Source organism: Acetobacterium sp., assembly GCF_039830195.1.
Classification (GTDB): domain Bacteria; phylum Bacillota; class Clostridia; order Eubacteriales; family Eubacteriaceae; genus Acetobacterium.
Map to the genome: position 1 here is coordinate 26,314 of NZ_JBDODG010000035.1, position 17,848 is coordinate 44,161.

A 17,848-nucleotide genomic window follows, 5' to 3' on the forward strand; every position below is an offset into this window, starting at 1 on the left:
TTTACCTTCCTTTCTTTGTAGGAAACTCCATTGTAAAGTTCACAAACTGACTGCCCGTATCATCAAGAATAATAACGGCATCATAGGTCTTACCTGTCTTTTGGGAATAGCAGCCTGTAAGGCTGGTTTTTCCTTTTTTTAATAGGTCTGTGGCAATGGCTTTAGTCAAAACCTTTTTCTTTACAGTAAAAAACTTATTATCTTTCCATAAAGCAAAACTGCAATCCCTGTTCTCACAGCAAAAACCTTTCTTATTCTCTGTAACCTGACTTTTACAACGAGGACATTGGCCAATGCTCTGACTTTTCAATGGAAAGAGAGTATCCGCCTCTTTTATGACTTCATAGGTAGATACAAGGTCCTTTGTCATATCAGAAATATCCGCTAAAAAGTCTTGTGAAGAAAGTGTCCCACACTCAATCTGTTTGAGCTGTTCCTCCCATTCAGCGGTAAGTTGTGCTGATTTTATCGCCTCCGGCAAAACAGCGATAAGGGAACTGCCTTTCTGTGTCGGTATAAAATACTTTGTCTTCTTCTCTCCTTTACGCTCTGCCAGTCCCGTTTTGATAAGTTTTTCTAAAATTCCTGCACGAGTAGCTGGAGTACCAATACCTTTACGCTCCATTTCCTCTATTGCATTATTGGCATTTTCCATAGCAGAAAGCAGGGTATCATCTGTAAGATGCTTTGGCGGACTGGTTTTGCCCTCCTTAATCGTTGCTTTAGCAGAAAAGACTTCGTCCTGGATAACAGGTGGCAGGGCTGTGTCTTTCTCCACTTGTGTCTGTTCCTTTTTACTTATCAGATAGAGCTTTTCAGCAGCTTTCCAGCCGTCCTCAAGGACAGTTTTTCCCTTCGCAGTAAACACAGAACCGTTGCACTTTGCTGCTATAATAGTTTCAGCATATCGACAGCTATTACCAACAGCACAAACCAAGCGCAAGGCAATGAGCAATAGAATTTCCCGTTCTCCAAAAGGCAGAGAGTGAATATTACAATCCTTTACGCTCATTGTTGTGATGATAGCATGGTGGTCGGATACCTTGCTGTTATCTATGACCTGTTCCATTCTCACAGGTGGATTGTGTAGCGAAAAAAATCCTGCGGCGATTTCTACCACAGCAGGAATACTATCTTTCATATCCTCCGTTACATAACGGCTGTCTGTACGGGGATATGTGACAAATTTCTTTTCATAAAGGCTTTGAACGTATTCTAAGGTCTGCTCTGCGGTAAATCCAAGCTGTCTATTGGCCTCTCTTTGCAATGTAGTAAGGTCATAAAGTTTGGGCGGTTTTTCTAATTTTTCTTTGTACTCCACCCTATCAATGGTTGCATTGTGACCATCACAAGCATTGCGTAAGGTTTCTGCCGTTTGCTTTTCTTGTAGCTTTTCTCCGGATAAAATAAATCCACCTAAATCAAGCTGCACCGTATAAAATGGTGTTACCTTAAATGTAGCGATCTCCTCTTCACGTTCTACCATCATGGCAAGGGTCGGGGACATCACTCTACCCACATTTAAGGTCTGGCCATATAAAACAGAAAACAATCGGGTAGCATTAATTCCAACAATCCAGTCCGCTTTGGCTCGGCAAAGTGCAGACTGGTACAACAGTTCATAATCTGCCCCATCGCGAAGATTTTGAAATCCCTCTACAATTGCACTTTCCTCCATAGAAGAAATCCAAAGCCTTTTGACAGGCTTTTTACAGAAGAGTTTTTCATAGACCAATCGGAAAATGAGTTCTCCCTCGCGTCCTGCATCGGTGGCGGCAATAATTTCCGTAACCTCGGCGCGTTTCATCAGCTCTCCGATGATTTTCATCTGTTTTTCTTTACCCTTTGAAATCACATATTTCCAATTAAGGGGCAGAATTGGCAAATCTTCATATTGCCACTTGGCATACTTCTCATCGTAGCGATCAGCAGAGGAAAGTTCTACTAAATGCCCCACGCACCATGAAACCATATAGCCGTTACCCTCCATATATCCGTCTTTTCTAACATTAGCACCAATAACCGTGGCAATGCTTTGTGCCACGGACGGTTTTTCTGCTATCACTAACTTCATACTTTCATGCTCCCTTCTTTAGTGTTGGGGATAGGCTCTTTATTCGGTTCATCCCTTTCTTCCCAGTTTCTCTCATTAGGGACGGGAGTTTTTTCTCCCGCACCTTCTTAGGCTTTTGCATCATCATTTTTTCATAAACACTGACAGTAAAGTAGGTCATCGGCTATCAGCATCGCTTTCTTCCTCGTCATCGGTTTCATACTCTTTTTCATATTCGTCCTCGTCAGTCTCCTCATCATCTTCAAAATCATATTCTTCTAGGGCTGTATTACCTTTCGTATTTTGCTTATTTTTTAGTAATTTGAAATAGTAAAATGCACCCCCGCCTATCATGCCCACAATCAGTAAAAGAAGCAATGTTCCACCTGTACCATTACCTTTTTCTTCCGTAGGCTCAGGAACTGGTGTAGAGGTTGAGGTCTTTCCTGTGCATTTAGTCAGATCATTTCTGCAAAGAGGACAATTCGTATCTACCTTTCCTTCTTCACAAATGTCGGTACAATTACATAACTGTGTTGCTGCTTGTGGCTGTTTTGGAATTTCTCCCTCAATCAAGGCAAGCAAATCTGCTTCATCTACAAGGTTTAAGAAATGGACATTTTCTTTATCGCCTGCTCGGTCAATGATTAAGTAGAAGTAATTGCCATTCTTTGATACAAGGGTTACAAACTGTTTGTCCTCGGCTTGTTCCCCTTCAATATCATCTCCAAGGGTCAAATTTCCATTGGGAGTAAGTGGGACATTGGCAGACCTTGTCGGTTCTGTCACTTCTGGAATGAGTGGAATTTCTTCTTCCCCACCTCCTGCAAAAGCTGTGGCTGGAAAGATGGTAAGACAAAGGAATACTGCAAGCAAGACAGTAAAGATCCGAATATTAATTTTCTTCATGGTTTATTCCCTCCTGTTTTTGATTGAAAAAAGACGTATCGTTTTTATCTCGATACGCCTTTAAAAATGCCGATAATTCACTGGTATTCATTTTGGTACTGCGAACAAGTGCCACAATCTCAGTATTTTCTAGTTCTGTTTTTTGCTGTTCCAGTTCATGAAGTTTTTCTTGCAACTCTACAATTTTTTCTTTTGTTTTTGATATGTCCAAAAGAAGTCTTTCTCTTTTTTTGCTCATGATTTCCTCCTTAATTTAAACGCCCATAGGCATAGAAATGTTCGGTCCAATAAGGGGTATTCACAGAGGCATACTGTATTGGATTTCCAGCATGGATCATCATTCCATTGCCTACATAGATACCCACATGGGATACTGCACCACTACTTGCATAAGTGCCTGTGAAAAAGATAATATCACCAGGTCTTGCCTCACTCGGGGGTATTTTAGCAGATTGGTTGAAAATGCCCTGTGCTGTTGTTCGGCTCATAGGGTATACTCCTGATTGGTTTAATACCCATGTAACAAAGCCGGAACAATCAAAACTGGTGCTTGGAGAGCTGCCGCCCCATACATAGGGATACCCTAAATATTTTTCTGCCTCTCTAATAAGGGCAGCAAAAGCAGGATCAGTCAGTGCATCAGGCGGTATATCATAATCTGTGTATTCACCTTTGTTATGGACATAAATATTACCCTCAAACAAGTAAGGCTTGTTACCCTGTGTTTCCATATACACCCCAAACATTTCATATTGCTGAGCGGTCAACTGGCTCTCTGCAAGAATACTAATGTCCTTATTTTTCAGAGTGATATGGAGAATGTAATAATCATAGGGGACTTCCACCGTATAGGTGTCGCTTTGAGAATTTCCATCCTCATCTGTCCATGTATCTGTGTATGTTTCTGTTCGGTAACGCACCTGTACTTCTTCCCGAATAGTAAGGGTATATTGCTGGTCAAATAAGCCTCTTAACTCTGCCTGCACCTCAGACCTTTTATATACCTGTAACTTTGCCGTTAGAAAAGACGCTAGCGTAAATGGATTATGACCGATTTCGTCTAAATGATACTGGTATTCATCATAATCAGGATATTCATTTTGGATGTTGTCTATACGTTCCTGTAATGCCCGTTCCAATTGGTCATAATCCTTATCAACGGCTACTATGTCCTCGTCCTCGGATGTGTAGGAAGTGCCTACTATGCTTTTCAACCCTCCTTCCATCATTATGGAGAAGGAAGATATTGCACTGATCAAAAACATTAACGCTACTCCAACTCCAAGAATGATTAATATACCTTTGGGATTTCTGACAATAAATTGTGTTATTTTTGATGTGGCGCTAACTGTCTTTTCTGCCGCCTTTTTTGTGTTTTTAGTAACCTGATGTGCAGTCTTAACACCATTTCCATAACGCCTTGTAAGGTATTGTTTTTTAATTGTCTGCTTTTGCTTCCAGCGTGAAAAAGGATTGGTCATAGGGGTAGGGTTATCTCTCAAACTCTTTTGGTACAGATAATTAACTTCAGCTTTCACCGTCTGCTTTTCTGCTTTTGCAAGCTGGCGATAAGGTTTTAATTTATGACTACGGTAGGCGCTTTGTATCCTTCTTGCTCCAAATTCCATCCCTTGCTCCGTCTTATGAGCTGCTTCTACACCCACATTATCCTGTTCACCTTCACGGATTTCCTTATGAATTTTATTAAGCAACGCCCTCCCTGGAACAGTCTTAACTGTTTGAGATAGCTTAGAGGGTGGTTTGGGTTTATCATTCTCTTCAAAACATAAACGCACTTTTGCTTTGCCTGTTTTGGCATCAAAAGTGCGTTCTGTGACCAGCGTTTTTTTCTTTGGGATTTTCGCCTGTGCCTTTTCTAATTTGTCCGCTGCTTTTTCCACTTTTTTCAGCGGTTTTTCAAGTTCAGGGTCAGCACGTTCTTCCTCCGTAAAGGTAAGCCTTGATACCTTGCCTGCAGGGCGGAAGGGGCGTTTGCTCTTTTGACTCATAGGATACCTCCTTGTTTTAGAATATAAAAAAACCCGTCACAATTAACGGGTAAATCAAAAGTAGTTATTTTATACAATTAGTTCTTTTTTCATGTAATTTTCTTCTTCAATCCGGTCTAATATAGTTTGAAACCATGGATTAAATGCTAATTGAGTATCCAAAGCATCTTTATATGAAAAACCCATTGTTAGCATCATCATTCTTAAGCCATGTAATTGGACTTCAAACCATTCGTATGTTGGATTTCCTGCAAGTTCTCGTATAGTACTTCTTGAAACAAGAAAATTCTGCGTATCTCCCATAGAAAATGCTTTAATAATTTGAAGAAAGTTGCCTTTAGTAGCAAATTTACGAGCATAGACATCACCACCGACTCTATTCCATGGTGGAATATCCCCAGTAGACATTCTATATGACTCAATCAATTGTCCCTCTGCTAACCGGATATGCTCTAAGCCTTCTTCACCTACATAACTCCCGATAGGCATACCTTTAGGTTTTTCTAAAAATTTTCTATACATTCTTTCGTTTCGTTGTACGATTGGTTGTGATAATGGCGATTGGACTAAAATTGTGTATCCTAGTTTTTTGTGTTCCTTGAAGTAATTTTGTATTTGCTGATATTTACAAGCATTATCATCTATTGGTAGCATTCCATTATGTTGTTTAAATCGTACATATAGATCCGAGGCTAAACCGATATAAAGAATTTCTTTTGTATTATAGTTCCAGAATGAGTATATTCCTGCAGATGCCCAACCTACTGTGTCAAGTGGCGAACATATTTCTTCTATATATTCAGCCATGTTCTTTATTTCATCGCTTGTGTATGCATCTAAAATTATTGTTCCAAATACAGCAATCACCCCCTAATGTATTTTTATTATAGCAAGTTTTTTATACCAGCAAAAGTATTTTATAAATCAGTGATTTCTGTCAGTTTAGTGGTCATAATACGATAAAGCTCTGTGTCTTTCGGGAATTTATCAGCAAAAGGTAAAATCACGTTGCCATAAAACAATAGCCCTTCGCCTTCGCCCGATTGAGTCACATAAGAAAGCTGATGTGGAGAGATGTTAAGCTGTTTTGCAAGAATCTGTCTATCTCCCGATGCTTGGTTAAGCATATAAATGAAGTCGGAGTTTTCAAAGATATTCTCCACTTCACGAGAGGATAAGAGGTCTTTCACATTTTGCGTTATGCCCGTTGGAATTCCTCCCCATTTTCTAAACCGTTTCCATATCTCCACCGAATAAGCGGCAGTCTGCTCTTCCTTAAGCAATAAATGGAACTCATCCATGTAATAACGGGTGGCACGTTTCTCCGCACGGTTTACCGTTACCCTGTTCCAAACCTGATCTTGCACCACAAGCATACCTAGTTTCTTTAGTTGCTTACCTAATTCCTTGATGTCAAAGCATACAAGACGGTTGGTAATATCCACATTGGTACGATGATTAAACACATTTAAGGAGCCTGTTACATAGATTTCAAGAGCGGCTCTGATATGTTGTGCTTCTTTTTCTTCCTGATTTTCAAGGGCATTATACAAGTCCTCCAAAATTGGCATCTTTTCGGGTACGGGGTCGGCAAGGTAGTCAGCATAAATAAGTCGGACGCAACGGTCTATAATACTTTTCTCCACAGGCTGTAATCCCTCTTTACCTCCCACAATCAGTTCACACAAAGACAGGATAAAGTCCGATTTTAAAGACAAAGGACTTTCATCTTCGCTATAATTTAAGTTGATATCCATAGGATTTACATAGTCTGTACTTGTAGGAGATATTTTAACTACCTGCCCATTCAGGCGGTTGACTAGGGGATAATACTCAGCTTCAGGATCACAAATAATAATGTCATCGGTTGTAATAAGAAAGATATTGGTAATCTCACGCTTTGCAGAAAAGGACTTACCACTACCCGGCGTTCCCAAAATTAATCCATTGGGATTTTTGAGCTTTTTTCGGTCTACCATGATGAGATTATTGCTAAGGGCATTCAATCCGTAATACAGTGCCTCTCCACTTGATTGGAATAATTCCTGGGTGGTAAAGGGCACGAAAATTGCCGTAGCGGAAGTAGTCAGACTTCGCTGTATACTTATCTGGTTTAATCCAAGGGGCAAAGAGGACATAAAGCCTTTTTCTTGCTGAAAATCCAGTCTTACCAATGTACAATTGTGTTTTTGGGCTATCCCTGATGCCTGAAAAGCAATGTTTTCAAGCTGTTGTTTGCTGTCAGCAGTGTTCATCACAAGAAACGTCATAAGGAACATTCTCTCGTTTCGACTCTGCAAGTCTGCAAGGAGCTTTTTCGCTTCTCCTCCATAGGTGGCAAGGTCGGATGGAATAATATCCATGTCATAACCGGAACGGACAGCTTTTTTCTGTTCTTCAATCTTCATTTTATCAAGGTCAGTTATCTTTCGCTTGATGGTCTTAATTGCCTTTGTTTGGTCAACAGACTGAATATGCATGGTAATTAAAAGGTTGCTTTCCATATCAAGAAAGTCTGCAAGTACCCTGTCATTGAGTTCAGGAGCCAATATCTGTAAGAATGAAACTGCACCGTATTTACCATCTGTTTTAAATGTCCTACCCTCACGAAATTCAAAAGAAGATGGGGCAATAAAATCTTTGGTAGATAGTCCTGATGCCACAAGCCATTTCCAATCAAAACGAAAAGACTCATTCCCGTCCATTCTGAGAATATTGTGGCAGAGCTTTAACCGTTCCTTTCCGTTAAGAGACTCCACCGATACCCCCATTCGTTTTAGTCCATTCCACAGGTCATTTTCAATTCTCTCTAGCCTTGGTTTTGCAATTTTAATGCTGTCTGCTTCAATGCCAAAGGTCAAATACTTGGTTTTTGTCAAACCGTTATTCCCCTTTTCAAGCTGATTATGGAGCATATCTGCATATTCAGTACGGATGGTGTCAAAATCATCCTGTTGTGGTTTAATAGAAATACTGCTTTCGTAATCCTTTGCATTGGCAGTCATGTTAAGAAAAGAAAGCTGAAACTTAATAGAACTATCAAAGTAGTTAAGGAAATCGCACCAGCTTTCAAAGATAGCGGTCTTATCCTCATTTTGTGCGAGCTGATAGTTGATGTCTTGAAAGCGTATAGTCTTTGTATAAAAACGATCCCTAACATGGCAAATACCATCGGGGAACATATGCAAATAGGGAATACTGTCCTGTGCGGTTTTTTCTTTTTTATTTGTATTTTTTGCCCGTAATATAGCAGCGTTAATTTCTCGTCTATCTGCTTTTGTCAGCTTTGAACGGTTTGCTTTGTTTACGTGTAACAATGTGCTTTACCTCCTTATCTAGGCTTTCTTGCCGCATGATGACGGCATAGAAATTATTTGTTTTATAGGGTCTTGGTTTTGGATTTAAAAAATGCAGCTCCAAGTAATGCTTTGCGATTACTTCAAGGGGTTGCCCATGCTTTTCATACATGGCGAGCATGAAAAAAGGCAGCATAGAAAAAATCATGATAAGAGTTGCAGCACTTGTTCCTGTTCTATTTTTAAATAGAAAAAACAACGGCAGTCCTACCAAAAGGGCACTGGAAAAACAGATAAGCTGCCGTTTAGTAAGGTTAAATACGACCTTTGTTTTGACGTTGCTTAAATCTTTTGGTACTGGTACATAAGCCATAAAATCCTCCTTTCTGTCTTGCTTTAATGGGCATTAAAAATACTCTTAGCCAGTGAGCCTGTCTTAAACAGGGTAAAACACAGGAGTACCGTATACCCTACACAAGTCCAAACAGCACCCATAATATCACTGTCAGTGGCAATGGATTGTACTAATACTGCATAAATACCTACGCATACCATAATGAGAAAGGCTTGAAAGCCAAGAGCCAGCATTGCCCTCAGATAGTTCTGCCCCATAGTTCCCCATTCACGGTTTATCATAGTTGCAAAAGGGATTGCTCCCAGGGAAGTCATAAGATAAATCTCAATCATACGACCATAGATGATTACAAAAATGCAGATAGATAATGCATGCATGGTCAGTCCTACAAACATACTTTGAAGCCATAAGCCAAACAAAGGACCAAGCTCCATTTCCATAAGCCGGGTTTCCATATCTGCTATGACAGTGGTAATGTCTATACTGGTTTCTGAAATAATTACACCTGCTGCATTGGATACGACGTGCTGTGATACATCAAAAATCCCCATAATGATGTTAAAGGTGTTAGTGATAATCATCACAGCTATAAATGTTTTGAAAATCCATTTAAAGAACATGAACGTTTCAATATCATGAAGATTATTTTTTTCAATGACCATTTGTATCAGTTCGTAGCACATCACAAAGGTCAAGATAATGCCGGCAATGGGGATAATCACGGTTTCGGATAGGGATTGTATCATGGAAAAGACACCGCCATTCCAAGCTGACGGTGTCATTCCTACTTCCCCTGCGATTTCGCCAACCCTTTGGTTGACGTTATCGAACATCCCCGACAAGTTTTCCGTAATACCGCCGACTAAAAGCTCTTTGAGCCATTCGGTAATGCTGTCGATGATGCTTTGCATAATGCTTTACCAATTAACCGAATAATCCGGAAAGCAAAGGCACAAGGGTAATGCCAATCAGTGCTACGCCACCGCCGGCCATGAGTTGTTTCATACCTTGTGATTTTGCACCGGGATTGTCATTTCCATATCCCTCTAAAAGATTGATAACTCCCCAAATACCAAGTCCTGCTCCAAGAGCAATTACAAGTGTCTGCAATACATTTACTGCCTCATTAAAAAATGCCATAATTAATCCTCCTAAATATTTATTTTTTAGTAAAAAAATAACCGCCTAATCAGCGGTTTGGTTCTCATCTGTAAGGTTGATTTCGTAAACATCATATACCTCATCAGGCTTTGGTTTCAGTTTTGTGGACAGATACTTTTCAATATTAAAGGTGTTTCTTTTATCAAAATCCGATAAGTATTTGTAATTAGGATGCTTTGTAATGTCATACTTCTCGGAGAGAAACGGGCGAACACCTCGTAGCTGTAAGATGCACTTGCCTCCGTCCATGACAGCAAGTTCATCCATACTCATAAGCTCCTTTCCCAGCTTTTGATAGTTAAGCCCGTAACTTCTTTGTGACCCTCTGGTGTCGGAAGTGTTAAACATATCAATGGTTTCTTTACCGAGGGTTTCTGATAAATCCTTGAGGGTTGTTTTTTCCTTCCCCCCAAGGAAGATCATACTGTCGCAATTTCCGATAATGGTATCGGCGTTGTCTTTATACAAAGCCTTAAGTTGGCTCTGTGCCTGTAACACAAGGCATGCGGAAATTTCTCTTGAACGAATGGTCGCCATCAATTTTTCTAGTTTAGGAATTTGGCCGATGTTAGCAGCCTCATCAATCAAACAGCGAACATGTACAGGTAGTCTCCCACCGTAAACATCGTCTGCCTTATCGCAAAGGAGATTAAACAGTTGTGTATATGCCATAGATACTAGGAAATTAAAGGTATCATCGGTATCGCTAATGATAATAAACAGGGCAGTTTTTCTATCACCCAATGTATCAAGCTCTATTTCATCATAAGCAGTCAGCTCACGCAGTTCTTTTATATCAAAGGGCGCGAGTCTTGCCCCGCAGGAGATAAGAATGGATTTTGCAGTTTTTCCTGCTGCTAGTTTGTATTTTTTATACTGTCTTACGGCAAAGTGTTGTGGGTCTTTTTCCTCCAATTGAGCAAACATTAAATCCACAGGATTTTGAAAGTCCTCATCATCTTCCCTCACCTCAGAGGCATTGATAAACTCAATGAGGGTAGAAAAGTTCTGTTCATGCTCGGGAGCTTCAAAATAGATGTATCCAATAAGCGCTGTATAAAGCAAAGTTTCTGCTTTTACCCAAAAGTCATCCCCTGCCTTTCCTTCACCTTTGGTATTGGCTATAAGGGTGGTAACTAGCTTTAAGATATCTTTTTCGCTTCTGATATAGGCAAAAGGGTTGTAATGCATGGATTTCTTAAAGTTGATGGTATTAAGGATTTTGATTTTGTATCCTTCACGATGCAATAACTTCCCGCATTCCACAACAATACTGCCTTTTGGATCAGTGACTACATAAGAACTATGACACTGCATCAGATTTGGCTTTAGCCAAAATCTAGTTTTTCCGGAGCCAGAACCTCCCACAATAAGTGCGTTTTTATTTCTTGCGTTCTTAGGGTTTTTGGGGCGGTTTGACATCATAAGACGTTCTGTTTGTGTGTGTATCACGTTGTTTTGGAATACGGGGTCTACAAAAGGGCGGATATCCACGGCATTGCCCCATCTTGCAGAACCATACTCAACTCCTTTTCTATATTTTTTAGCGTTTTTCCCCTTGATATAAACCACAAGGCGGATAATAAAAGCAATCAGTATGCCTATCCATAAATCCTGGGTGTATAGACTTGGCAGTGGATTTTTAAAAGCAGCTGAAAAGCCGTCCATTAAATTTAGAATTTTATCTGCTATCTCAAAGCCTACAGCATACCTCCATGACTGAGACACCTTTGTAAAGAATAAAGCAAGAAACAGATAAGGAATATTCAAAATAAGGAGCTTTTTTATTTTTGTATTCATCGGCTTTGCTCCTTTTCCCTGTTTTTCACCCTGTCGGTAATCGTGTTTTTCACTAGCACGGTAAACTTTTTAAGCTGCTCCAGTACAGAGGGTCTTGCCGCTTTCTTCATGGTCTTTGCTGTAAATTCAGTAAAAGCAGCCGTAATAGCATCTGCATCCCTGCCTTTGAAAAAGACAAGGTACTTTGACGGGCTTACGATTTTATCTTTTTTGATGGCAAAATCCACACCATATTTCTTTGCCACACGTTCAAAGCTCTTAATGTTTTTATCCGTCACCTCAATGTTGCTCAACCCTTGATTTTGCTTAGCAAGGTCTTTAACGCTCTGCTTTCCATGAGGGATTTTGGGACTATCCCTCCCTTTATTCTTTTGTGCTTCCAGGTATTTAAGAATCGCTGACTTTAGAACACTTGCTGTCAGTTTGCTGGTGTTGATAGCCAGTGCTACCGTCCTGTTTTCTACTTCTTCTTGCATGATAATCGCCTCCTTTCAGGCACAAAAAAGACGCTTTGCAATTCCTGTAAATCAGGTACAAAACGTCGTTAATCTGCTCCATATAAATCGTGTTTTACAAGCGCGGAATAGTAATTGTCTATGGTTGAGGGTGCATTAAATAGAGTGGCTAGCAAATATCTCTTGATGTTGCGGACATATGTGGTCGTCTTTTTCAGACATTCAAATACATATCCAATGTGCAGGCTGTTAATCCGTAACAGCTTTTCTTTGACAAGCTGTGCAGGATAATCATCGCCTGAAACGTTTATAGTATCTTTTGTGGAGCAAAGCGTCTCCACCATAAGGTCAATAATTTCATTAAGCTGGTCACAGTTATGGTCATGCTTTATATACTCATACTCAATATTTTTTAATACCAGCTCTTTTACTTCATTTGCGCTATTACATCCAATCTCATCATATCCCATCTTCTTTTTTATCTCCGTACTTGATGGATGCGGATTTGATGGATGGATACTTAATCCCTCTTTATTTAATAAATCAATTTTTAATTTATTAGTACTTAATTGGTGGGGATTTCCCAAAATAGGTTTGTCCTGTTTAGGGTTCTCCAAGATTGGAGTTTCCAGTATTGGCTTTTCCAACATTGGATTATCCAAGATTGGTTTATCCCGTTTAGGTGGACCATCAGTAGTATCAAGCTTTTGTGGCTTTTCAAAAATCGTATATTCTGTTGTAGTAAGCTGTCCCTTGTCATTACGGATACGCCTACGGACTAAGTAGCCACTTGTCTCAAGCTCTTTTATTGTAGCATTGATACTGTCAATTCCGTCCTTGCAGATACAGGAAAGTCCTTTTGTGGTATAGTCCCAATTATCTGGCAAGGAAAGCATAAGCGATAACAACCCTTTTGCCTTTAGGGAAATCTCTGTGTTTCGCAAGTGGTGATTCGCCATAACTGTATAATCTTTTGTCTTTTCCACTCTAAATACTGCCAATCATATCACTTCCTTTCATGCTGAAAAATAAAATAGTCGCAGACAGTTTAGCGACTATTATCAGCGTATTAAATAGTTCCCCTTTTATCGTTCCTGTTGTTGTGTGCGTTTTTTGTGCCATCCTTCAAGCAGTTTTATAATGGTAGCCTCCATCTGCTGTGTCGTGTAGCTTTTAGGGAAGTATTTTTTTATTTTATCTCCTGCCAGCGTTACCTTATCTACTTCGCCTTTCTTTTCTTCACTCATAATAGCACTCATAACCTCAAGGCTTAACTTACCCTCAGCACTAAATTTCTTTAATCGCTGTGCCTGTGAAAGAGATGGAGTAGCCTGTTCCATATCCATAGCCTCAAGTAAGTCGGTCTGTTCCTCTTTTTTGAGATAAGACAGTTCCACGGCAGGATTAAAAGCAATTTTCTTTTCATCTACCATTGAAAGTAGTTCAGGGATAAGTTCAGTTAAACGGATAAAACGGCGTACTTGATCTTTACTAACCCCTGCATCTTGACCAACTTTTTCAGCAGATAACTTCTGTGCAACTTGCGTAGAAGTTAAATCTGACCTTGCACCTTGTCGTTTAATAGCCTCCAATTTCAGCTTAAATGCAAAAGCACGTTCACTTGGCAAAATGTTTTCTCTTTGCAAATTGCTGTCAACCATAATAATAGTAGCTTTATCATCATTAAGATTACGGACAATTACGGGCATGGTAGAAAGTTCGGCAAGTTCACAGGCTCGTTTTCGGCGGTGTCCTGCCACAAGTTCATAGCCACCCTCATCACGGGGTCTGGCAATGGCAGGAACAAGAACACCATACCGTTTGACGCTTTCAACCGTGTCAAACATAGCTTCATTGTCAATGACTTTAAATGGATGGTCTTTGAATGCAAATAACTCGTGCAAAGGAATCTCTACAATTTTTTCCCTATTTTCATCGGCTCTGCTTTCCTCTGTAGAAAACAAATCATCTACCGATGTCAGCTTTATGTTTTTTGCGGAGCTTTTCAATTTTAAGAACCTCCTTTGTCAGATTTTTATAACCTTCTGCGACCTTACCTTTCGGATCATGGGCAAAAATACTTTTCCCTTCAGCACTGATTTCAGCTGCTCTTACAGAGTGGGGAATATCTGTGGCAAATATTTTAATACTCCCTCCGTAAGTTTCTCTAAGCAATGAACTGATGTCCTTTGCAAAGTTAGTGCGATTGTCTACCATTGTAAGCAAAATACCGTCAATCTTTAATTTTGTGTTAATTTGCTTTCGCACCTTACCAATGGTCTGTAAGAGTTGTTCCAAGCCCTTTGCGGGTAGATACTGCGCCTGTACTGGTATGATTACACTGTCAGCAGCAGCTAAAGCGTTGACAGTCAGCATACCTAAAGAGGGCATACAATCCAAAAGAACATAGTCATACTGCTTTTTTACTGTATCAAGATACTGTTTCAAGACAGTTTCTCTGCTCATAGCATTAACAAGTGATACCTCCATACCAGACAGTTCAATGTTGGCAGGGAGCAGATCTACATTTTCCTCGTGTCTTAATATTCCCTCCTTCCTTTCAATAGGTGTATCGGTAATTACCTTACCCATGACAGTAGCAAGTGTGGTGGAAATAGCGTCTGGTTGGGAGTGCCCTAAACTAATAGACAGACTGCCTTGAGGGTCACAGTCTGCAAGCAAGACTTTTTTGCCCTCCCGAGCAAGTCCTATGCCTAAATTGGCACAAGTTGTGGTTTTGCCTACGCCACCCTTTTGGTTGGCAATGGCGATTACTTTTGCGTTCAATTTTGTTCCTCCTTTCAATTTTTGGATACAAAAAAAGAGCTAGTCATATAAACTAACTCCTCTAAAATGTATATAATGATATAAAAATCATCTTAATTAAAACTATTCTGTTTCTTCAATTTTAAAAAGTTTATTATCTTGTGAAAGTTCAACTGCAATATGAGCATGGTCTAAAACTTCTTTAGGAAGCTTATCCTTTAAGATAGATACAACCAATTGAATATTCTTTCCTTGGATGAATTCAGCCACTTTGATCAATTGATTGTCGTGCATCAATTCCTTTTTATCATTTAGTAAGAAATGAAGACATGGTATTTTTTCATCATCAGCAAAAAGAACATATGCTAAGTCAAAACATAAAATTTCACCTTGCTTTTTACCGGAACTCATATTTGCATTGAAGGCACTAAATTTATATACCTGTTGATTATTTTTATTTATCACTCGGTCATATTTTAATGCGTACTTTTCACCATAGAGCTCCTTAGAAATTGTGGAAAAATACTTATTAAACTTTTTAATCTGAACTTTTAAAATTTCTTCAAAGTCATTAGAAAATAATAATTCATCTATATTCTTTATGTCTTCATTTAAGTCATTTATGTTGTTATCTACCTCATCTAACTGTGATATAATACTTTCATATTCACCTTTAGAACGATATTTTTCATTTAAATCCACGATGATTTTTTCAAGTTCTTCAAAAGAGTCTCCCTTAGCAACTTTCTCTGAAAGTTGCTTTTCTTGATTTAGCAACTCCGACATTCTCTTTTCTTCTTCATCTATCTTAGCAATGAGAGAAGGTAAGTCTGCTGCAATAAACTTTGCTTTTTCAACTAACATATTGTTATGATAGGTTACTAAATCCGAAAAAGTTTTTTGTATACCTGAAATATTCATTGTGGCTTCAGAATATAGAATCTCTAACTGCCTCAAATCAATAGATGAAGCACTATCTTCTAACTCCTTTTTCGCTTCCTCAATGAGTTCCTTGCGAATCTTCATTTTGCTAATAGACGAACTACATTTATTAATTCTATATTTAACAGAATTAAGCATTTCCAAATCTTGTTCAAAATTTTCATTCAAGTTAAATCTGGACTTTTTCTCGTTTAATACAGCTATTTCATCTTCAAGCATTGATAATGCAATTTCATATGCCGTCTTAGTTTGTTTTTTTTCCAATCTCTCTTTGAATGTTTCTTCCTGCTTTAATTTTGCAAACAATGCTTGTTTTTTAGCACCATCATCAAAAGTACATCCTAACAAGAACAAATATAAAGTTTCATACTCTACATCAGATGTATACCGATCTAATGTTTTTAACGTATTATTTATATTTTCATCTTTATATCTTATATTGTGAGAAATTATTTGTCTGAATGTTGGTTTTTCGGCTTTCTGATGCGGTACTAATAGTTTGAGTAATTCATCCTCAAACTCCTTATCTAAAACAGCTTTTCCGTTAATGCTACGTATAGCCTTTTTCCTTGATAAAAAATTTCTTTTAATTACAATTTCTTTAGAATAAGGATTATTTAAATCATCGACTAAAGTTAGAGTGACCGTTATCTCATAATCAATCAAATAGTCTTTAACTAGACTATAAACTTCCTTTTTGTTTTCTGTATCGGTATAAATAATTGACGGTTTACCACCTAAACAAAAATCAATCAACTTTAACACAGTTGTCTTTCCAACATTATTGCCTGTAAGTTTAACTTCAGTTGTAGGTGTTTTATCAATAATTAGATTTAATCCTGCTTTAAATTCAATTTCCCTAATTGTTTCGGTTGGGCTGGCTATAATGAGAGATTTTATAAACATAACGCTACCCACCCCTTTTCATCTATTTTTGCAATATCTATGATATATAGCCAATCTAAACTTAACATAAAAGTAGGAAATGACATATCATTTATTGCTTTTACTTTTTGATACAAATCAAAAACCGGTTGCTTATCTTTTAGCTTCAACTCCTGCATAACTATAGAACCATTATAATAAATACTATGTTCTGGATGCATATTATCTGGTAATAACATGGTTATAGCCCTCCGGATTCTTGAATATTTTACACCTTATAAATGCATCTACTACCAAGATATGAACGCACATTTCCAGTTCTTCATAGGGTATCTCTACGTAATTTTTGCTTTTAAAAATAATGTCTATCACACTATCAATAATGGCATAAAATAAATCATGCGATTCTTTTCCAGTAGCTAAAAGCCTGGTGTACTGATTTTTTATAACTCGAAAAACTGATAGGCTTTTATTGACGCCTTGCTTATCGAATTCCTCATATTTTTCATTTAATTTGCTGTAGTATATTTTGTATTCATCAATTGTATCTTGTACTGACAACAAATTATTAAATCCTATCTTTTTATTAATTTCAAAAGAGTTAATTTCAGGCGACTCGATACCATCTCCTAAGTTTTCATTCGCCAGTATATTTAATATAGCTGCTAAATTACTATCAATTTTAACAATATCTATGTCGTTACCAAGCTCTTTTTTTATAAATTCATAAAATGATTTTTGTTGATCTATTGTCATAGTTAAAACAATATTTTGAACAGAAGTCATATCAATTATATCAACTCCTGGGTCAAATAAAGCGTTATGTGGATTAGTAAACGTAGCTAATCTCAACTTATCAGCATTTTTAGATATAGAAATAAATTTAAATCGATAACCACTGTACTCATTAAAGATTTCTTTCTCCAAAGAAGATTCTACCTTTTGCTTTGTGCATGTTGAGGAGACTTGTGCAATGATTTCACTTTCTGTATCTACCAAATCAATACCCTCTACGTTCTGCTTTATAATATTAAGATTTTTTAACCGATATCCAAGCAGCATATTCAACGTATCTGCAAAAAATGTTTCAGAGTAAATATTTAAATCAAGCAAATTAATTTTTCCTCTTTTATTAATACGAAACGCTAGAAAACTTAATTTTTCATCAATATAGTTAAAATAATGGCTTCTATTCATGAATATGCCCCCTTTCTAAA

The 17,848-nt window shown here is 38.2% G+C and carries 17 protein-coding genes; all 17 read right to left on the reverse strand.

Going from position 1 to position 17,848, the window contains the following annotated elements:
* Position 1: 1 nt before the first annotated feature.
* The 17 genes from ABGU93_RS11070 to ABGU93_RS11150 all read right to left on the reverse strand — a co-directional run bounded on the left by ABGU93_RS11070 (position 2) and on the right by ABGU93_RS11150 (position 17,828).
* Positions 2 to 2,074 carry a DNA topoisomerase 3 gene (locus tag ABGU93_RS11070; protein WP_347413512.1) on the reverse strand — a complete coding sequence of 691 codons (2,073 nt, stop codon included), beginning with the start codon at positions 2,072 to 2,074 and terminating at the stop codon, positions 2 to 4.
* Between the two features lie 156 nt (positions 2,075 to 2,230).
* Complete coding sequence (locus ABGU93_RS11075) at positions 2,231 to 2,962, reverse strand: DUF4366 domain-containing protein (protein WP_347413513.1); 732 nt, start codon at positions 2,960 to 2,962, stop codon at positions 2,231 to 2,233.
* On the reverse strand, positions 2,949 to 3,200 hold the full coding sequence (locus ABGU93_RS11080; RefSeq protein ID WP_347413514.1) for a DUF4315 family protein: 252 nt from the start codon (positions 3,198 to 3,200) through the stop codon (positions 2,949 to 2,951). The genes ABGU93_RS11075 and ABGU93_RS11080 overlap by 14 nt, the downstream gene beginning before the upstream one ends.
* 10 nt (positions 3,201 to 3,210) lie before the next feature.
* Entirely contained in the window at positions 3,211 to 4,971 is a 1,761-nt protein-coding gene (locus ABGU93_RS11085) for a CD1108 family mobile element protein (protein ID WP_347413515.1), read from the reverse strand.
* 69 nt (positions 4,972 to 5,040) lie between these two features.
* Entirely contained in the window at positions 5,041 to 5,838 is a 798-nt protein-coding gene (locus ABGU93_RS11090; protein ID WP_347413516.1) for a hypothetical protein, read from the reverse strand.
* A 50-nt stretch (positions 5,839 to 5,888) separates the two neighbouring features.
* A complete protein-coding gene (locus ABGU93_RS11095) occupies positions 5,889 to 8,288 on the reverse strand; it encodes a VirB4-like conjugal transfer ATPase, CD1110 family (protein ID WP_347413517.1) in 2,400 nt (799 codons plus the stop codon).
* Positions 8,239 to 8,640 (reverse strand): PrgI family protein, encoded by a 402-nt coding sequence (locus ABGU93_RS11100; protein ID WP_347413518.1) that lies wholly within the window; start codon positions 8,638 to 8,640, stop codon positions 8,239 to 8,241. Before ABGU93_RS11100 ends, ABGU93_RS11095 begins: the two co-directional genes overlap by 50 nt.
* Positions 8,641 to 8,663: 23 nt before the next feature.
* A complete protein-coding gene (locus ABGU93_RS11105) occupies positions 8,664 to 9,533 on the reverse strand; it encodes a VirB6/TrbL-like conjugal transfer protein, CD1112 family (protein WP_347413519.1) in 870 nt (289 codons plus the stop codon).
* A 13-nt stretch (positions 9,534 to 9,546) separates the two neighbouring features.
* Complete coding sequence (locus ABGU93_RS11110; protein WP_347413520.1) at positions 9,547 to 9,762, reverse strand: Maff2 family mobile element protein; 216 nt, start codon at positions 9,760 to 9,762, stop codon at positions 9,547 to 9,549.
* Between the two features lie 45 nt (positions 9,763 to 9,807).
* Positions 9,808 to 11,583 (reverse strand): VirD4-like conjugal transfer protein, CD1115 family, encoded by a 1,776-nt coding sequence (locus tag ABGU93_RS11115; RefSeq protein ID WP_347413521.1) that lies wholly within the window; start codon positions 11,581 to 11,583, stop codon positions 9,808 to 9,810.
* Positions 11,580 to 12,059 carry a PcfB family protein gene (locus tag ABGU93_RS11120; protein WP_347413522.1) on the reverse strand — a complete coding sequence of 160 codons (480 nt, stop codon included), beginning with the start codon at positions 12,057 to 12,059 and terminating at the stop codon, positions 11,580 to 11,582. The genes ABGU93_RS11115 and ABGU93_RS11120 overlap by 4 nt, the downstream gene beginning before the upstream one ends.
* A 68-nt stretch (positions 12,060 to 12,127) precedes the next feature.
* A complete protein-coding gene (locus ABGU93_RS11125; protein ID WP_347413523.1) occupies positions 12,128 to 13,039 on the reverse strand; it encodes a DUF6017 domain-containing protein in 912 nt (303 codons plus the stop codon).
* Positions 13,040 to 13,123: 84 nt separating this feature from the next.
* Positions 13,124 to 14,047 carry a ParB/RepB/Spo0J family partition protein gene (locus ABGU93_RS11130; RefSeq protein ID WP_347413524.1) on the reverse strand — a complete coding sequence of 308 codons (924 nt, stop codon included), beginning with the start codon at positions 14,045 to 14,047 and terminating at the stop codon, positions 13,124 to 13,126.
* Positions 14,004 to 14,825, reverse strand: coding sequence for a ParA family protein (locus ABGU93_RS11135; RefSeq protein WP_347413525.1), 822 nt, complete (start codon positions 14,823 to 14,825; stop codon positions 14,004 to 14,006). Before ABGU93_RS11135 ends, ABGU93_RS11130 begins: the two co-directional genes overlap by 44 nt.
* A gap of 102 nt (positions 14,826 to 14,927) precedes the next feature.
* Positions 14,928 to 16,652, reverse strand: coding sequence for a DUF2326 domain-containing protein (locus tag ABGU93_RS11140; protein WP_347413526.1), 1,725 nt, complete (start codon positions 16,650 to 16,652; stop codon positions 14,928 to 14,930).
* Entirely contained in the window at positions 16,643 to 16,870 is a 228-nt protein-coding gene (locus ABGU93_RS11145) for an ABC-three component system middle component 6 (protein ID WP_347413527.1), read from the reverse strand. Before ABGU93_RS11145 ends, ABGU93_RS11140 begins: the two co-directional genes overlap by 10 nt.
* Positions 16,854 to 17,828 (reverse strand): ABC-three component system protein, encoded by a 975-nt coding sequence (locus ABGU93_RS11150; protein ID WP_347413528.1) that lies wholly within the window; start codon positions 17,826 to 17,828, stop codon positions 16,854 to 16,856. The genes ABGU93_RS11145 and ABGU93_RS11150 overlap by 17 nt, the downstream gene beginning before the upstream one ends.
* Positions 17,829 to 17,848 lie beyond the last annotated feature (20 nt).